The sequence below is a fragment of the Paenarthrobacter sp. NPDC089322 genome (assembly GCF_040684895.1).
GTDB lineage: Bacteria > Actinomycetota > Actinomycetes > Actinomycetales > Micrococcaceae > Arthrobacter.
The window spans coordinates 50,224-67,344 of sequence record NZ_JBFBGW010000020.1 but is presented as its reverse complement, the minus strand read 5'-3'; the positions used below and the strand labels follow the sequence as shown (position 1 = coordinate 67,344).

At 64.1% G+C, this 17,121-nt stretch carries 13 protein-coding genes; 7 read left to right on the top strand and 6 right to left on the bottom strand.

Annotated features, from left to right (window positions below):
- Positions 1 to 174: 174 nt before the first annotated feature.
- The 4 genes from AB0N65_RS17345 to AB0N65_RS17330 form a co-directional block, all read right to left on the bottom strand.
- Positions 175 to 2,346, bottom strand: a complete 2,172-nt coding sequence (locus tag AB0N65_RS17345; RefSeq protein ID WP_364164352.1) for an alpha-galactosidase — start codon at positions 2,344 to 2,346, stop codon at positions 175 to 177.
- Positions 2,347 to 2,442: 96 nt separating this feature from the next.
- Positions 2,443 to 3,783, bottom strand: a complete 1,341-nt coding sequence (locus AB0N65_RS17340; RefSeq protein ID WP_364164349.1) for a sugar ABC transporter substrate-binding protein — start codon at positions 3,781 to 3,783, stop codon at positions 2,443 to 2,445.
- Positions 3,784 to 3,815: 32 nt separating this feature from the next.
- Positions 3,816 to 4,718, bottom strand: coding sequence for a carbohydrate ABC transporter permease (locus AB0N65_RS17335; RefSeq protein WP_364164346.1), 903 nt, complete (start codon positions 4,716 to 4,718; stop codon positions 3,816 to 3,818).
- A 20-nt stretch (positions 4,719 to 4,738) separates the two neighbouring features.
- Positions 4,739 to 5,701, bottom strand: coding sequence for a sugar ABC transporter permease (locus AB0N65_RS17330; protein ID WP_364164344.1), 963 nt, complete (start codon positions 5,699 to 5,701; stop codon positions 4,739 to 4,741).
- Positions 5,702 to 5,900: 199 nt separating this feature from the next.
- Between AB0N65_RS17330 and AB0N65_RS17325 the strand changes: the two genes are divergently transcribed.
- The 7 genes from AB0N65_RS17325 (at position 5,901) to AB0N65_RS17295 (ending at position 14,078) form a co-directional block, all read left to right on the top strand.
- On the top strand, positions 5,901 to 7,100 hold the full coding sequence (locus AB0N65_RS17325; RefSeq protein WP_364164341.1) for a Gfo/Idh/MocA family oxidoreductase: 1,200 nt from the start codon (positions 5,901 to 5,903) through the stop codon (positions 7,098 to 7,100).
- A gap of 14 nt (positions 7,101 to 7,114) precedes the next feature.
- Entirely contained in the window at positions 7,115 to 8,134 is a 1,020-nt protein-coding gene (locus AB0N65_RS17320) for a LacI family DNA-binding transcriptional regulator (protein WP_364164339.1), read from the top strand.
- Between the two features lie 550 nt (positions 8,135 to 8,684).
- Positions 8,685 to 9,062 (top strand): hypothetical protein, encoded by a 378-nt coding sequence (locus AB0N65_RS17315; protein ID WP_364164337.1) that lies wholly within the window; start codon positions 8,685 to 8,687, stop codon positions 9,060 to 9,062.
- The gene (locus AB0N65_RS17310) at positions 9,062 to 10,648 is read left to right on the top strand and encodes an ATP-binding protein (RefSeq protein ID WP_364164334.1); all 1,587 of its coding nucleotides are present in this window, start codon (positions 9,062 to 9,064) and stop codon (positions 10,646 to 10,648) included. The genes AB0N65_RS17315 and AB0N65_RS17310 overlap by 1 nt, the downstream gene beginning before the upstream one ends.
- On the top strand, positions 10,645 to 11,304 hold the full coding sequence (locus tag AB0N65_RS17305) for a response regulator transcription factor (RefSeq protein WP_364164331.1): 660 nt from the start codon (positions 10,645 to 10,647) through the stop codon (positions 11,302 to 11,304). Before AB0N65_RS17310 ends, AB0N65_RS17305 begins: the two co-directional genes overlap by 4 nt.
- Positions 11,301 to 12,815 (top strand): SLC13 family permease, encoded by a 1,515-nt coding sequence (locus AB0N65_RS17300; RefSeq protein WP_364164328.1) that lies wholly within the window; start codon positions 11,301 to 11,303, stop codon positions 12,813 to 12,815. Before AB0N65_RS17305 ends, AB0N65_RS17300 begins: the two co-directional genes overlap by 4 nt.
- Before the next feature lie 21 nt (positions 12,816 to 12,836).
- Entirely contained in the window at positions 12,837 to 14,078 is a 1,242-nt protein-coding gene (locus tag AB0N65_RS17295; protein ID WP_364164325.1) for a glycerate kinase, read from the top strand.
- A gap of 1 nt (position 14,079) precedes the next feature.
- Here AB0N65_RS17295 and AB0N65_RS17290 read toward each other — a convergent pair whose 3' ends face one another.
- The gene (locus AB0N65_RS17290) at positions 14,080 to 14,868 is read right to left on the bottom strand and encodes a DeoR/GlpR family DNA-binding transcription regulator (RefSeq protein WP_364164322.1); all 789 of its coding nucleotides are present in this window, start codon (positions 14,866 to 14,868) and stop codon (positions 14,080 to 14,082) included.
- Between the two features lie 146 nt (positions 14,869 to 15,014).
- Positions 15,015 to 17,042 (bottom strand): acetate--CoA ligase, encoded by a 2,028-nt coding sequence (gene acs / locus AB0N65_RS17285; RefSeq protein WP_364164320.1) that lies wholly within the window; start codon positions 17,040 to 17,042, stop codon positions 15,015 to 15,017.
- Between the last annotated feature and the right edge of the window lie 79 nt (positions 17,043 to 17,121).

The following is a 17,121-nucleotide window of genomic DNA, read 5'->3' as shown; positions in this document are numbered from 1 at the left end:
TCGGTGATTGAAGGTTCCCGGGAGGGCGCCCATCGGTGAGAGAGGGTTCCCGGGAGGCCGCCCATCGGTGATTGAAGGTTCCCGGGAGGGCGCCCATCGGTGAGAGAGGGTTCCCGGGAGGGCGCCCATCGGTGAGAGAGGGTTCCCGGGAGGCCGCCCATCGGTGAGAGAGCGTCAGAGGGCAGTCAGCCGCAGCAGGAGCGCGTGTTCCGGGTTCAGTACTGGCATGGGGAGCCCGACTTCGCCCAGGAAGCGGCCGTTCGCCACAGCACCCTCAGCCAGCCACGACACGGGTTGCGCCTCGATGAAAGTGTGCCCGTAGTCGGCTTCGGCCGGAGTCGGGAAGAGCAATTCCACCCTGTAGCTCCGCGAAGCATCGAGCCCGGGAACGGCAACCCTTCCAGGCTGCTCGGCGAAACCCGTCCGTGTCTTGACCACAGCGAAAAGCGCCGCCGTGGCACCTGCCGGAATGTCGCCGTCGTGCTCGCCTGAAACGACGCCGTGCAGCATCATCGACTCGTCCGCCAGATCCGCACGGACCATCCGACCACTGTGGATCAGGCCGCGGTGCTCCTTGTACAACGCGATGAAGCGTTTGAGTTCCTCGCGTTCGGCCCCGGTAACCGAGCGAACGTCCCACTCCATGCCGAAATGCCCGAAGAGGGCAGTGATGGCGCGGAAGGAGAGGTCGTGGGTGCGGGCGGTGGTGTGCGAGGTAGTGGGCCCGATATGTCCGCCCACCAGCTCCGGCGGCACTACCAAACCGGTCCAGCGTTGGATGGTTTGGCGTTCCAGGGCGTCGTTGCAGTCGGAAGCCCAGATCCGGTCCGTCCGCTCCAGAATTCCAAGATCCACGCGCGCACCGCCGGAGGAGCAGCTTTCGATCTCCACGCCGGGGTGCGCCGCGCGAAGGGCGTCGAAGAGCCGGTATGCCGCCAAGGTCTGCTGGTGCACGGACGCGCGCCCGCCATGTCCGTGTTCCAGGAGATCCCGGTTCTGGTCCCACTTGAGGTAGCTGATCTTGTTTCCGGTCAGCAGCGCATCCAAACGTTCAAAGACGTACTGCCACGCGTCCGGGTTCGCGAGGTCCAGCACGTGCTGTTGGCGCCACTCGAGCGGCAGCCGACCGCCATCCTTATGCGATACAGCAGACGGCCCCACGATCCATTCAGGGTGGGCGCGGGCAATGTCCGAGTTGAGGTTCACCATTTCCGGTTCCACCCACAGGCCGAACTCCATGCCGCGCGTTGTCACTGCATCGATGAGCGGCGTCAATCCCTCCGACCACACGGTCTCATCGACGTACCAGTCGCCCAGGCCCGCCTTGTCGTCGCGCCGCCCACGGAACCACCCGTCGTCGAGCACGAACCTCTCTACGCCCAGCTCCGCGGCGGATTCCGCGAGCTCAACCAGAGTCTCCAGGTTGTGGTCGAAGTACACGGCTTCCCAGGTGTTGAGGACCACTGGCCGCCGGCTGGAGACGTGGTGCGGACGTGAGCGGAACCAGCTGTAGAACGCGTCACTGATGCCGTCGAGCCCCCGGTCCGAGTACGCGGCGAACAGGGCCGGCGTGGTGTAGCTTTCGCCGGGTTGCAGCACGGTCTCGGCGGGACCCAGGAGTTCCGAGCCACCGATCATGGTGCGACCGTCGGCAACATGGTCGGCGAACTGTTCATGGTTTCCGCTCCAGGCGAGGTGCGTGGCCCAGACCTTGCCATTGCGGTTGCCAAAACCCGCTGTTCCGGCTGCCAGCAGCAGCGAAGAATCGTGTCCCGTGCGGCCGTGGCGACCCGTCCGTACCCATGTGCCGTGTTGGATGGCGCGCCGCTGTGGGTGACGTTCACGGCACCAGCGCCCGGTCAGGTCGAGAAGTTCGACGGCGTCAGGCGCCACCGGGAGCATCGTTGCCAGTTCGTCCACTTGGAAAGGCGACGCGCCGTCGTTGGTCACCGAGTGCCTCAGTTCCAGAAGCCCGCCGGGGTGCAAGGTGAGGTTGCTGCTCACCGTGATGCCGGCGTCGGGGTCCGCTTGGATGACGACGGCGGTACTGCCGTCGGTCTCGGCGCTCACCACGCGCAGCCGTACGGAGAAGTCGTGGCCGGGGATGCCGTCAACCGTGCGGTGGCCCCGCAATCCGGGGCGGCCCTGCCAGGACGACGAGGCCTGGGGGAGGAGCCCTGCGGGAACGTTGGCGTCGATCGAGGACGGCGGGATGGGCTCATTGAGGATGGACAAATCCGGAAGGGAATCGCCCAGGTCTGCTCCCCAGTGGGATATTTCGGCCTCTCCTCGGTGGGTGCTGATCACCAGGCTGGTTCCTGCGGAGCGGAGGTGTAGCGGTTGCATGTATCGAATCACTTTCGGAAAGGGTGTTGTGGGGCGCGCTCTACGCGGCAAGCGCGTGCCATAGGGGGCAGAGCGGGCCCCACAAGAGGGTGAGGTTTACTTGAAAAGGTCGTTGACCTGGTTGTTGGCTTCCGTCAGTGATGACGCGGGCTTCTTGCCCGACAGCACAGCGTCCATGGCGGGCTTCATGATGCCGTCCACCTTGGCCGCCTTGTCTGCGATCGGGAACAGGAACGTGGTGCCTTCCTTCACGTGGGTGGTGAAAGCGGAGACGTCGATGCCCTTGTCGGCGAAGGCCTTGGCTGCGAGATCAGAGGAGGAGGAAATAGCGGGGAACACTACGGCCTTGCCGGCCACGACGTCCTGGCACGCTGCGGATCCCAGGTACTCAACCCACTTGGTGCTCGCAGCCGGGTTCTTGGTGCCGGCCCAGACGGAGTCTGCCAAGCCGTTGAACATGGAGGCACGCTGCCCGTTGGGTCCCTTGGGCGTGGGGGCGATTCCCGTGGTGATGCCCTTGTAGGTCTGGTATTGCCCGATCAGCCAGTCCCCGTTGGAGTTAATGGCGGACTTGCCGGCACCGAAGTTGTCCGTGAGGCTTGCCCCCACCGTGGTCTCAAGTTTGGGCATGTAGCCCTTGTCGATCAGGCCGGCCCACCATGCGATGGTCTCCTGGAAGCGGGGGTCATCGTAGTTGAACTTGCTTCCCCAAGGGTTCTTGTCGGTGGCGGTCCAGCCGGTTGTCGCGGTCAGGAAGCTCCACTCCGTCTGCCCCTGGCCTGCGCCGCTGCCGGAGAGGCCCAGCCCGTAGACCGCAACGTTGTTCTTGTCGAAACCGGGTTGGTCGCCGCGCTTGCCGTTCTTGTCCACCGTCAGCTTGGCAATGACCGTCTCGTAGCTGCCACCGTCCTTGGGGTTCCACTCGAGATTGGCCATCTGCTCGGCAGTGATGCCCGCTGCGTCGGTCATGGCCTTGTTGTAGAACAGGCCCACGGTATCCCAGTCCTTCGGCAGGCCATATCGCTTGCCGTCCTGGCCGACCCACAGCTCCGGGAGGCCCTTGGTGTAGCTGTCCAGGTTGACGCCGTCCTTCTCTACGGCCTCGTCCAAGGACAGGAGCTGCTTCTTGGCCGCGAATTCCGGGTACTTCGACAGATGGTTGGTGAAGACGTCGGGGGCTGTTCCGGCAACAAAGCCGTTGGTCAGGGTGGTCCAGTAGTCATCCCAACCCCGCTGGGTGATCTTGACCTTGATGTCCGGATTGGCCTTGGTGAAGTCGTCCGCGCACTGCTGGTAGGCGGGGAGTTGGTTGGCGTCCCAGAGCCAGTAGTTGATTTCGCCCTTTGCTTCGGTTGAGGCTGCGTCGGAGCCACCGCAGGCGGACAGTGTCAGGGCTATGGCGGCGGCGGCAGCGGCGACGCCGAGTGGTTTCTTCATGACGGACCTTTCAGGGTTTTGTGGGGAGGGGCTTACTTGATTCCGGAGAATCCGATGGAGTTCACAACCTTCTTGCCGAAAGCGATGAACAGGATGAAAATGGGCAGCGCCGCTACGAGGGTTCCGGCCATCAGGCCCGACCAGTCCAAGGCACCCTGCGGGGATTGCGATTTGAAAACGCTCAGGCCGACGGTGAGCACGCGGACGCTTTCGTCCTGGCCCACCAGCAACGGCCAGAAGTATTCGTTCCACTGCCCGATGAAGGTGAGCAGCGCCAGGGTGGCGATGGGGGCTGCGGCGTTGGGAAGCACAATCTGGAAGAAGATCCTCAGGTGCTTGGCGCCGTCGAGCATTGCCCCTTCCTCAACTTCCCGTGACATGCCCAGGAAGAACTGGCGGAGGAAGAAGATGGCGAACGGGGTCATGAAGAGGAACGGCAGGGTCATGCCGGCCATGGTGTTGAGCAGCCCAAGGTTCTTGATCATGAGGAAGTTGGGCAGAGCAGTAAAGATGGGCGGAACCATCATTGTGGTGAGGAACAGGCCAAACACCTTGTTGCGGCCGGGCCAGCGCAAGCGGGCAAATGCGTAGGCGGCCATCGCGCTGAAGAACACTTGGGCAACAGTGGTGACCGTCGCAAACACGATGGAGTTCCGGAGGTAAAGCCAGAAGTTGATCGCGGCGCCGGAGCCGCCTTCTGCGATGGCTTCCTCTGTTGTCTGCAGGCCGAGGACCCGCTTGAACGCACCCCAGCTGAAGTCCGCCGGCAACAGGTTGCCCGAGTTGGACGCCAGGGCACCGTTGCTGGACAGGGCTGTCCGCAGCATCCAGTAGAAGGGGGCAATGGTCACGGCGACGGCGACGGCGACCAGCACCCATGCACCGATGCGGCGCCAGTTGAGGGGCGTCTTGCGGGTGACGATTGAGGTACTCATTGACGGTTCCTTAGTCCTGCTTAGTCCAGGTCCGATTCGTTGCCCTTGAGGAACTTCATCTGGATGAAGGCCACCAGGGCGAGAATGATGAACAGGATGACGGACAGTGCTGAGGCGTAGCCGAAGTCGGACTCGCCGAAAGCTTTTTGGTAGATGTACATCTGGATCACGCGGGAGGCATTGACGGGACCGCCGTTGGTGGTCACGGCCACTGTGTCGAAGACCTGGAACGACCCGATGACGGTGACCACCAAGACCAGCACCAGCACAGGACGGAGCAGGGGCATGGTGATGCTCCAGAAGGTCCGGGTGGGGGAGGCGCCGTCCAGGTTTGCTACCTCGTACAGGTGGTTCGGGATGGCCTGGAGTCCGGCGAAGATCAGCAGGGCCGTGTATCCCATGTGCCGCCATACGTTGACGAAGGCGATGGTGGGGATGGCCCACTGCTCGCTGCCGAAGAAGGCGACGCGGGGGAGTCCGATCCAGCTCATGACCTCGTTGACGATGCCGAGTTGGTAATCCAGCATCCAGAACCACAGCAGGGCGACGATGACGTTGGCCACCAGGAAGGGCAGGAGCAGCGCGCCCCGGATGAACGTGGACTTGGCTACGCGGTGCATCAGGAGGGCAAGTCCGAGGGCGATGACGGTTTGGAAGCCGATGTTGAGGACCACGTACTGGAGGGTGACCCCCATGGCGTTCCAGAAGAGTTCGTCCTGGAAAATCGCCGTGTAGTTCTTGATGCCGATCCACGTGGGCTCGCCCAGGATGCTGTATTCCGTGAAGCTGAGGTAGATGCCGCGGATGGTCGGGACCAGGAAGAACGCCACGAAGCCGACGACGGCCGGGAGGATGAAGAAGATGGCGATCTTAAGATCTCCCAGGCGATTGGCAACGCTGCGGTTGCGGGTTTCGTGGGGGCGTCCTTGCCGGTTTCGGGGACGTCCCGCTGCCCGGTCCGGATGCTTGGTGAGCGTGGTCATCGTCGACCCTTCCTGCTGTGATGTGGGTAACAACCGATAAAGAATCTACACGAGTAGATTTGGTAGGGGCAAGAGTTTGTGGAAGAAAATGTTTCGATTTGTTTGCTTCGTTGACTCGAGTAGATCGGACTGCAAGACTCTACAGAAACGATTAGCTCTCGTAACCAGCTGCTTCAGGCAGCCCTAGGAAAGGCAAACAATGACGTTTTCGATCGGTGTCCTTGGCGTTGGCCAGTTCGGCGGCCAGTTCGCACACCTGTTCAAGCTGCACCCGGGTGTGAGCGCGGTTTACGCAGTGGACGAGCTGCCCGAGCGCGCCGCAGCGGTGCATGAACGCTGGGGTCTCGACGGCGTCATCGGCACCTTTGACGAGTTGCTAAAGTCCGACGTCGATGCTGTCGCCATCTTCACGCAGCGGTGGACCCACGGCCCATTGGTTGAGCGTGCGCTGCGAGCTGGAAAGCATGTCTACTCCGCAGTGCCCATGGCCGTCTCCGAAGAGGAGATTGCCCGGATCATCGAGGCCGTCCGCGAAACCAAGCTTGTCTACATGATGGGCGAGACCAGCTACTACAACCCGGCCACCGTCTTTGCGCGGAAGCAGCAGGAAGCCGGCAAATTCGGCCGCATCTTCTACACGGAAGGTGATTACGTCCACGACATGGACCTGGGCTTTTACGAGGCCTACCAATACAGCGGCGGCGAACGCTGGAAGGAGACGGCGAGCTACCCGCCCATGCTGTACCCCACCCATGCGATCGGCGGCGTCCTTGGCGCGGTGCCCGGCCATGCCGTCAGCGTCAGCTGCATCGGCGTCAAGGATGACCGGAACGATGGCGTCTTCGACAAGGACGTCAGCATGTTCGCCAACGATTTCTCAAATGCCACTGCTCTCTTTGAAATGAACGACGGCGGTGCGATGCGCACCAACGAGATGCGCCGCGTCGGGTACCCCTCCCACATCCGCGAATCGCGCTTCCGCTTCTTCGGAACGGAGGCAAGCTTTGAACAGCTCGCCACCACTACGGTGTGGCAGGACAAATTCACCGTGGAGGACGTTTCCGGTCAGGTGGAAACCAAGCCCACGATGTCGGCCGATGACCCATCGCTCGCCGACGTTGCCCCGGAACTACGCGATGCCTTCATTTCCGGATTGGCGCCTGTCCACGACCACGCCCGGTTGCCGCAGGAGTTCCTGGGCGCGCCCAACGGCCACGAGGGCAGCCACCAGTTCCTGGTGGATGACTTTGTCACTGCCGTCAACAAGAACGAGCTGCCACCCGTCAACGCCTGGGTCGCTGCCCGATTCACTCTGCCCGGAATCGTTGCGCACCAGTCTGCCCTTCGCGGTGGCGAACGCCTCCCTATCCGTGACTTCGGCGATGCCCCCGCGATGTAGCTAGCATTTACCCCATGACCACATCTGCTGTACAAACCCCGCGCGGACCGGTGACCCGCAAGGACGTGGCCCGGTACGCCGGGGTGAGTACCGCCGTCGTGAGTTATGTAGTAAACGGTGGGCCCAAGAACGTGGCTCCGGCAACGGAAGCCAAAGTGCGCGATGCCATCCGTGTCCTGGGCTACCGGCCAAATGCGGCGGCACGCGCCCTGAAACTGGGTTCCAGCGAAACCATCGGCGTGGTGGTTCCGGACAATACCAATCCGTTCTTCTCGCTCTTGGCGCATGCGGTTGAGGAAGCTGCGGCGGATCTCGGGTACGGCATGGTGCTGGCAAACTCGGATGGCAGCCTGGCCAAGGAACGCCAAAACATCCGCAACCTGGCCGCACGCCAAGTGGACGGTGTCCTCCTGGCCAGTTGCGTCTTCGAACCCGACCTATCCGATCTCGACGCCGCAGACCTTCCATCAGTGCTGCTGAACCACACATCCGACGTGCCCAAATTCAGCAGCGTGGGCGTCAATCTCGAAGCCGGCGGGCGGGCTGCGGTCGAGCATCTGATCGGGCATGGGCACACCAACATCGGGCTCGCGATCGGCGTGACTACGGGCAACGAACTGGACGGTCGCGAGGTTGGTTGGCTGGCGGCGTTGAGGGAAGCCGGGTTGCCCGAAGGGCCAGTCCTGCGCAGCGAATTCAGCAGGCCCGGCGGGTACTCGGTTGGCAAGCGGTTCCTTGCTTCCACCAACCGGCCTACCGCGATCTTTGCCAGTAATGACATGCAGGCAATTGGTATCCTGCGGGCGATCCACGAAGCCGGGCTCCACGTTCCACAGGACATCGCGCTGGTGTCTTTTGACGGTTCCATCGATGCCGAATACAGCTGGCCCGCCCTGACCACCGTGTCCCAACCCGTCAAGGAAATGGCGGAAGCTGCGGTGCGGGCCCTGGTCGGAGATGGCCGCACTGAGGAGCCCAAGCACCAGATCCTTCCCACCGAGCTGATCGTCCGGCAGTCCTGCGGCTGCCCCTAGCACCCTCTCTCACCGATGACCCCCTTTTGGGGCACCCTCTCTCACCGGTGGCCCCCTTTAGGGGCACGTTCTCTCACCGATTCGTGCCGTGTCCGCTTGTTGGCAACTTTCGACGGCGGCCCCGCCTCGGGCGACCCGTCGGGGCTTTTGGGGTGTTTGGTGAGAGACGGTTGGGCGGGAGGGGGTGTTCGGTGAGAGACGGTTGGGCGGGAGGGGGGGGTTGGTGAGAGACGGTTGGGCGGGATGGGGTGTTTGGTGAGAGACGGTTGGGCGGGAGGGGGTGTTTGGTGAGAGACGGTTGGGCGGGATGGGTACCGGCGTCGGGCCTCAAGATTCCGGCGAGGCAGCAGCAGGGTGGTCTTATTGGAACCGGAAGGACCGATGATGGCGATGGCTCACCGGCGTACGCGGTGAGGTCCCCCGGCGAGTCCCGGATGAGGCGTCAATCCGCTGGCTGAACTCTACTGCCGGGATCCACCCCCGGTTTGAGATGAAGACTTCTTCATCCCGGTTTCATGGTGGCCTCATGGAGGCCTGTAACGATGAATACATGCAAACCATGCGACGAGTTCTCCTGCTGGGGGCACTGCTCCTGGTTCCGGTGCTGCTTGCGGTAGCCGGTACCGTCCTGGCCGCTCCGGCAGGGCCACCAGAGGTGGACGCGAATCCGATCGAGCTGGGTCCCGGCCCCGACGGCAGACCCGCCCCCGGGTTGGAACCGACAGGACCGGCCCCAACCCCACCGGCGCCCACGCCATCGGAGCCGTCGGCCACCACGCCGTCTCCGGCTCCGTCGTCGCCCGCACCTCCGGTTGCACCCCCTGCCACCGCGCCGGTGGCGCCGCCACCACCAGCCAATGTTCCCGTGCCAGTGGTGCCTCCTGTGGTGATAGATGACGACGACGACGCAAGCGAGGTGGACGACTGATGACTGTGACAGAAACGTCCGTGGAGCAGGCAACCGTGCCCCCTGCGCCCCACCGGCCACCTGCTGCCCATGGTTCGGCTCCGCGGCAGGGTTCAAGGGTTCCAGCGAGATGGCGCATTGCCGGTTGGATCCTCCTGACCACGGCCCTGACCTTGCTGGCCGTGATGCTGACCATGAGGTCTTTATTGCTGAACGGCGCTCAAACCCAGGCGCATCAGGACATCAATCAAGAACTGCAGGAATTCCGCGCTTTTGCCGCCGAGGGCGTCGATCCCACCACCGCCAAGCCGTTCACATCGATCGAAAAGATGCTCGAGATCTTCCTCAGCCGGCAGTCGGCCGCGCAGGGGGAAGTGATCCTCGGCTCGGTGGGCCAACGCATTCTTTACACGCCCACAGGCGCCCTCGGTTCCCGAGCCAACGGCCATGACCTGCCCGCTGACCAGGGGTTGATGGACTCCATCCGCAATGGTGAGGCAGCCTCGGGCATCGCACAGACGAGTGAAGGGGAGATGCACTGGGTCCGCTTGCCTGTGGTTTCGGGCAGCGACACGGGTCATCTGATCGTAGGAATCTACATGGCACCGCGTGAGGAGCAGGTGACAGGGACGGTGTTGACCATCTTCTTCGTGTCCCTTGGCGGACTCGCGGTGACGGCGGGAATCGCCTGGCTTGTTGCCGGCCAAATCCTGTCGCCCGTGCGCGAAGTGCGGAGGGTGGCTGAAGACATCTCGGAGACCGACCTCACCGCCCGCGTGCCCGTCCGGGGTAATGACGACATCTCGGCCCTGGCTGTCACGTTCAACACCATGCTGGACCGCCTGGAATCGGCGTACAGGACGCAGCGGGCCTTCGTTGACGACGCATCCCACGAACTCCGGACACCCATCACGGTCATCCGAGGACATTTGGAACTTATGGAGGACAACGAGGTGGACAGGAAACGCACCCTCGCCTTGGTGGATGACGAACTGGCCCGGATGGGCCGAATAGTTTCCGACCTCCTGCTCCTTGCCAAAGTGGACCGGCCCGGCTTCGCCCAGCCCCGGCGGACCGATGCTGCGACGCTCCTGCTGGATATCGAAGCAAAAGCACAGGCCCTGGGAAACCGGGGATGGCCCATCCTGGAAATCGCGGAAGGCAGCATCAGCGTCGATGCCCAGCGCATAACCCAGGCTGTCCTGCAGTTGGCGACGAACGCCTGCCAGTATTCGCCCGCGGGAAGCACGGTCAGCCTTGGCTCGCGCTTCGAAGGAGAAGGTGCCGGGCGCCGGTTCACCGTGTGGGTGTCCGACCGGGGGCATGGAGTAAACGAGGGCGAGGCCGCGCTCATCTTTGGCCGGTTCCATCGGGGCCAGGCGACCAAAGACACTGAACGGGCCCGTCCCGGTGCCGGGCTGGGGCTCGCCATCGTCCGCAGCATCGCCGAAGCCCACCACGGCACGGCGTGGGTCAAAAGCATCAAAGGGCAGGGTGCCACGTTCGGCGTCACGCTGCCGTCACCTGAGTACACGCACGACGGCGGCACGGACCTCGCCGGCGACGTCACCGAGCGTCTCGATCACGTGAAGGAGCACCACCCATGAGCAGGATCCTGATCGCCGAGGATGACCGGCGGATATCGGGTTTCATTGAGAAAGGCCTGCGGGCCGCCGGGTACACGTGCCTGGTGGTGGACGATGGCGCCAGCGCATTGCTGCTTGCCCGCTCAGGGGAGTTCGGCATGATCATCCTGGATATCGGCCTGCCGATGTTGAGCGGCTTCGAAGTACTGGAGCGCCTCCGCAGCGAGGGCTCCAAAACGCCGGTGATTGTCCTGACCGCGAGTGACTCCGTGGCAGACACCGTTTACGGGCTCGAAAGCGGAGCCAACGACTACATGACCAAGCCCTTCCAGTTCGCCGAACTGCTCGCCCGTATCCGGCTGCGGTTGAACGACGACGCTGATGCCGGCCCTGTCTTGACCTTGACGCACGGGGACATGCAGTTGGATTTGCGCAGCCGCAGGGTAAGGGTGGGTGACACGGGTGCTGATCTCACTGCCCGGGAGTTCTCGCTCCTGGAAGTCTTCCTCCGCCACCCGGGCCAGGTGCTGAGCAGGGAACAGTTGATTTCACACGCATGGAACATGGACTTCGACCCCGCATCCAACGTGGTGGATGTGTACGTGCGGGCTCTTCGGGCCAAAATCGGTGCGGAACGGTTGGAGACCGTCCGCGGTGCCGGGTACCGGTTGATATGAGCCAGACCTACTACACCTCAGCCCCGCACACTCCCGCGCCCGAGCCTGAACCATGGTCCCGGAAGCTCTCCGGTATTCTGCGTCCGTCGGCTGCCATTGCCGTGCTGGTTTCCCTTGTCATCATGGTGGCTTTGGCGGTCAACTCACTGAATGGCTGGGGCTTGGATGGCCATGCCGCTGTGGCGCTGTGCATCTTCGTTGCTGCCATCTGGTTATGGATCTTCTCGCCGGTGGAGGACACCTACGTAGCCCTTGGAGCAGCCGTCGCTCTGGTCATCAGTGGAACCCTCCCCACCGAAAGCCTGTTCGCAGCCTTGGGCGAGGACTCCATCTGGTTGCTCATGGCCGCGTTCGTCATTGCCAGTGCCGTGGCCTCCACGGGGTTGGCTGCGCGCGGAGCCGCCTTCATCATTTCCGGTGCCCGATCCGTGAGGCAACTGGCGCACCTGTCCTGCCTGGGCCTGGTAGTGACTGCCTTTGCCATCCCCGCCACGTCAGGGAGGGCTGCCCTTGCGCTGCCGATCTTCCTGACCCTGCGGACGGTGCTCATGGACCGCCCGGCAGTGGTTAAAATGCTTGCGATTCTCTTTCCTACCGTGATCCTCCTGTCCGCGGTGGCTTCCTTCCTGGGGGCAGGGGCACACCTGATCACCAGCCAAATCCTGCAGTCTTCAGGCTTTCCGGGTTTCGGCTTCGCTTCCTGGCTTTTGTTGGGACTCCCGCTGGCCTTGGTGGCGTCGTTCATGGCCACGGAAGTTGTGTTGAGGCTGTTCACGGCTTCCGGGGATCGTGCCCGGCCGCTGGACATCCGGCCAGGGGAACTGCAAAAGAGCAGCCCTCAGGCGATCAGCGGACCCCTTGACCTGGATGAACAACGGTCGCTCCTGCTGCTGGGAGCCGTTGTGGCGCTGTGGTGCACGGAGCCCATTCACGGCCTGGACCCCGCGTTGGTCGCGCTCGTGGGAGCTCTGGTGGTGTCACTTCCGGCTTACGGCTCGGTGAAGCTCGGTGCCGCCCTGAAGAAGGTGCCTTGGTCCATGCTGATCTTCATGGCCGCCACCCTCGCGTTGGGATCAAGCCTGATAACCACGGGCGCGGCGGAGTGGCTGGCCACGTCCATGCTGGCGCCGGTGGCTTTCCTGGGAGCTGCCAAACCCTTCATCTTCGTGGTGGTTGTAGTGCTGGCATCCACTGCCGCCCATCTGGTGATCCAGTCGAGGTCGGCACGATCTGCGGTGTTGATTCCCGTCGTCGTGGCTTCCGCGGCTCCGATGGGCGTGGATCCCGTAGCGGCGGCCTTCGCCTCCACAGCTGCCGCAGGTTTCTGCCACACACTCACAAGCTCCGCCAAGCCGGTAGCCATTTTCGCGGAAACGGATGGCCAGCCCAACTATGAGCCGGCTGATCTCCTTCGTCTTTCCGCCTGGCTGGGACCCCTTAGCGCAGTCCTGGTCCTGCTGTTCAGTTTCACTGTTTGGCCCCTGTTGGGGCTGCCCGTCATTACGCCATAACCACACGAAGAAGGTGTCCACATGGTCATGTCCATTCCGCAACGAATCCTGGTTGCACCGTCCGGTTTCAAGGAAAGCCTTGACGCCGTGGAGGTCGCAGCAGCGATCTCCGCAGGTATCCGCAGGGTCATTCCGGGTGTCAGCATCAATGCCGTGCCCATGGCCGATGGCGGCGAGGGGACGGCGGCCGCGCTCGCGGCTGCCACCGGAGGCAAGCTCATCCGTACCCGGGTCACGGGACCCGTGGGCGACCCGGTTGACTCCCACTTTGCCGTCCTGGGCACTACCGACCGGCCCACTGCCGTTGTGGAAATGGCAGCGGCCGCCGGGCTGCGCCTTGTCCCCGGGACCATGCGGGATCCGGGCATGACCACCACGCGGGGGGTGGGGGAACTGATCCTTGCAGCCTTGGACCAAGGCGCGGAACGCATCGTAGTGGGCTGCGGAGACTCAGGAACGTCCGACGGCGGTGCCGGCGCCTTGCGCGCGCTGGGCGTGCGGATCAAAGATGCACACGGTAGGGAAATCCCGGAAGGCGGTGCTGCACTCGGTAGCGCGGCAGTGGTTGACTTCTCGGGTCTGGATCCGCGATTGGCGGGCTGCAGCCTGGAGTTGGCGCTCAACCCTTACAACGTCCTCTGTGGGCCGCAAGGAGTGGCCCGCGTTTTCGGGCCCCAGAAGGGCGCAACGCCGGCGCAGGTGGAACAGCTCTCCCATGGCCTGGATCATTGGGCGGCACTCCTGGCCCAAGCCACCGGCACGCCTGAGGAATTCCTCCGCAGCGGACCGGGAACAGGTGCTTCAGGTGGCTTGGGAGCCGGGCTGGCTGCTGTCGGTGCGCGGCTCGTACCCCGTTTTGAGCTCCTGCTGGACTCGGGACTGGCCGGCATCGACCTCGACGCCGACATCGCCGGCGCGGACCTGGTGGTTACGGCCGAGGGTGCCATCGATTTCCAAACACCACGCGGCAAAGTACCGGCAGAGGTTGCACGGCGTGCGCAGCGGGCCGGGGTGCCGGTATTGGCCTTCGCGGGCTCCATTGGAAAGGACGCCGCGGATGTCCACGCCGTCGGAATTGATGCCATTGCGGGAATCATTCCGATTCCCATGGATCTGGACCGGGCTGTGGCGGAGGGCGCCCTCCTGCTCCAGGAGGCTACGGAGCGTACGTTCCGCGTCCTTTTGCTGGGCTCGGCAATATCATCCCGTGTGGCTGGGGCAGGCCCTGTCAGTGGGGCAGGCCGCGTGGGTGCGGCGGCGTAGGCTAGGCCTCCGCGATCCTTAGTTTCGCGACGTTCTCCTCCAACAACCGCCGGGCGTCCTCGCCCAGCAAGGAATCAGTAATGAGTTCGTCGGCTTCCTCCAGTGCAGCAATCGAGGCAATGCCCACCACACCCCATTTGCTGTGGTCAGCCAGGACCACGGTACTGCGGGCCGATGCCATAAAGGCCCTGTCCGTCTCGGCTTCCAGCAGGTTGGGAGTGGTGAAGCCCGCTTGGGCGTCCATGCCGTGGACGCCCATGAACAGGGCATCAAGGTGAAGCTGCTTGAGCGAGGACGTGGCGATCGGGCCCACCAACGCGTCCGACGGCGTGCGCTCGCCGCCGATCAGGATCACGGTGGAGCCGAAGCGCGCGGGCCCGGACGACGCACCGTGGTGGAACAGGTCCGCAATGCGCACGGAGTTGGTGACCACAGTGATCCGCGGCCCGTTGACAAGTTCCTTTGCCAGCGCCCACGTGGTGGTGCCGGCGCTGAGCCCGATCGCCATGCCTTCCTGCACCAGCGATGCTGCCTCCACAGCTATGGCGTGCTTCTCAGCGGTCAGTTGGGTCGACTTAAGCTCAAAGCCCGGCTCGTGCGTGCTTGCGTCTCCGGGCAGTTTGGCCCCGCCGTGGATGCGTTCAACCCGACCGGTCTCCTCAAGGGCTTCAATGTCGCGCCGGACGGTCATGGGGGAGACCCCCAACAGCTGGGCGAGGTCGGAGACCCGTACAACGCGCTCGCGTTGTACGGCATCGAGGATGGCGGAGTGGCGTGCTGCCTGGAGCATCGGGGCCTTTCTGGAGAGCCTCGTCGAACTAGGGGTGAGTCTGGCTCCAGTCTAGGGCTCGCTGCCGTCCAGCCCTGGTAAAACGACGACGGCGACGCTCACCGCGGGAGGTGAGTGTCGCCGTCGTCGTCCTGGCGGTGGTGACGCTACTTCCGGAGTGACTCAGCGATCTGGGTCATGATGGAGGGATCAGCCAAGGTGGTGGCGTCGCCGGTGTCGCGGCCTTCTGCGATGTCTTTGAGGAGGCGTCGGACGATCTTGCCGGAGCGGGTCTTGGGCAGTTCCGGCACGATCAGCAGCTGCTTGGGCTTGGCGATCGGGCCGATTTCCTTGCCGACGTGGTTGCGCAGTTCCAGGACGGTTTCGTCACCGTTGTTGACGGCGTCACCGCGGAGGATGACGAACGCGACGACCGCCTGGCCGGTGGTCTCATCGGCGGCGCCGACCACGGCTGCTTCAGCGACGGACGGATGGGACACGAGCGCGGATTCGATCTCGGTGGTCGAGAGGCGGTGGCCGGAGACGTTCATGACGTCATCCACCCGGCCCAGGAGCCAGACGTCGCCGTCGTCGTCCTTCTTGGCGCCATCCCCGGCGAAGTACATGGCCTCGAACCGGGACCAGTAGGTGTCCTTGAACCGCTCGGGATCGCCCCAGATGCCGCGGAGCATGGAGGGCCAGGGTTCGCGGACCACGAGGTAGCCGCCTTCACCGTTGGCCACGGACTCGCCGGCTTCATCGACGACGTCCACGGCGATGCCGGGCAGCGGAACCTGGGCGGAGCCGGGCTTGGCTGCGGTGACACCCGGCAGCGGTGCGATCATCTGGGCACCGGTTTCGGTCTGCCACCACGTGTCAACGATCGGGGCGGGCTCAGTCTTCTTGCCGCCGTTGCCGCCGATGACTTCGCGGTACCACATCCAGGCTTCGGGGTTGATGGGCTCACCGACGGAGCCCAGGACGCGGATGGAGGACAGATCGTACTTGCCGGGGATCTCCCGGCCCCATTTCATGAACGTGCGGATCGCGGTGGGGGCGGTGTAGAGGATGGAGACCTTGTACTTCTCCACGATCTCCCACCAGCGGCCCTGGTGCGGCGAGTCCGGAGTGCCTTCGTACATGACCTGGGTGGCGCCGTTGATCAGCGGCGCGTAGGTGACGTACGAGTGGCCGGTGACCCAGCCGACGTCGGCGGTGCACCAGTACACGTCCGTGTCCGGGTGGAGATCGAACACGGCTTTGTGGGTGTAGGCGGTCTGGGTGAGGTACCCGCCGGTGGTGTGCAGGATGCCCTTGGGCTTGCCGGTGGTGCCGGAGGTGTAGAGGATGAACAGCGGGTGCTCGGAGTCATGCCCGACGGCGGTGTGCTCGGTTGCTGCCTTGTCTACCGTTTCGCTCCACCACAGGTCGCGGCCTTCAACCCAGTTGACGTCCTCGCCGTTGCGCTTGACCACCACCACCTTCTCCACCGTGTGTCCTTCTTTGGAGAGGGCTTCGTCCACGGCGGGCTTGAGCGGGGAGGGCTTGCCGCGGCGGTAGGTGCCGTCGGCGGTGACCACGAGCTTGGCTTCGGCGTCCTCGATCCTGGACCGCAAGGCGTCGGCGGAGAAACCGCCGAACACCACGGAGTGCACGGCACCGATCCGGGCGCAGGCCAGCAGCGTGATGACGGCCTCGGGGATCATGGGCAGGTACACGGCCACCCGGTCGCCCTTGGCCACCCCCAGGGATTCGAACGCGTTCGCGGCCTTCTTCACTTCCTGGGTGAGCTCGGCGTACGTGTACGTACGGGTGTCGCCCGGTTCGCCCTCGAAGAAGATCGCCACCCGGTCACCGAGACCGTTTTCCACGTGCCGGTCCAGGGCGTTGTAGGCGGCGTTGACCTCGCCGCCGACGAACCACTTGGCGAACGGTGGATTGGACCAATCCAAGGCCTCGGTGAAGTCCTTGTCCCAGCTGAGCAGCTCGCGGGCCTGCTTCGCCCAGAACGCGGGCCGGTCAGCCTCGGCCTCCTTGTAGGCGTCGGCCGTCACGACGGCGTTCGCAGCGAACTCTGCAGATGGCGCGAACTTCCGATTCTCGTGCAGGAGATTCTCGAGAGTCTCGACGTGCGTGGCATGGCCGTCCGTTGAAGCTGCAGCGGTGGCCGTGGATCCGGTGGTGTCCTGGGACATGGTGAACCTCATTATTCATCGATCTTTGCTGCGCGGACGTCGCCGGCGGACCCGCACCGGCGCCGGGGCGCGGCGTCGG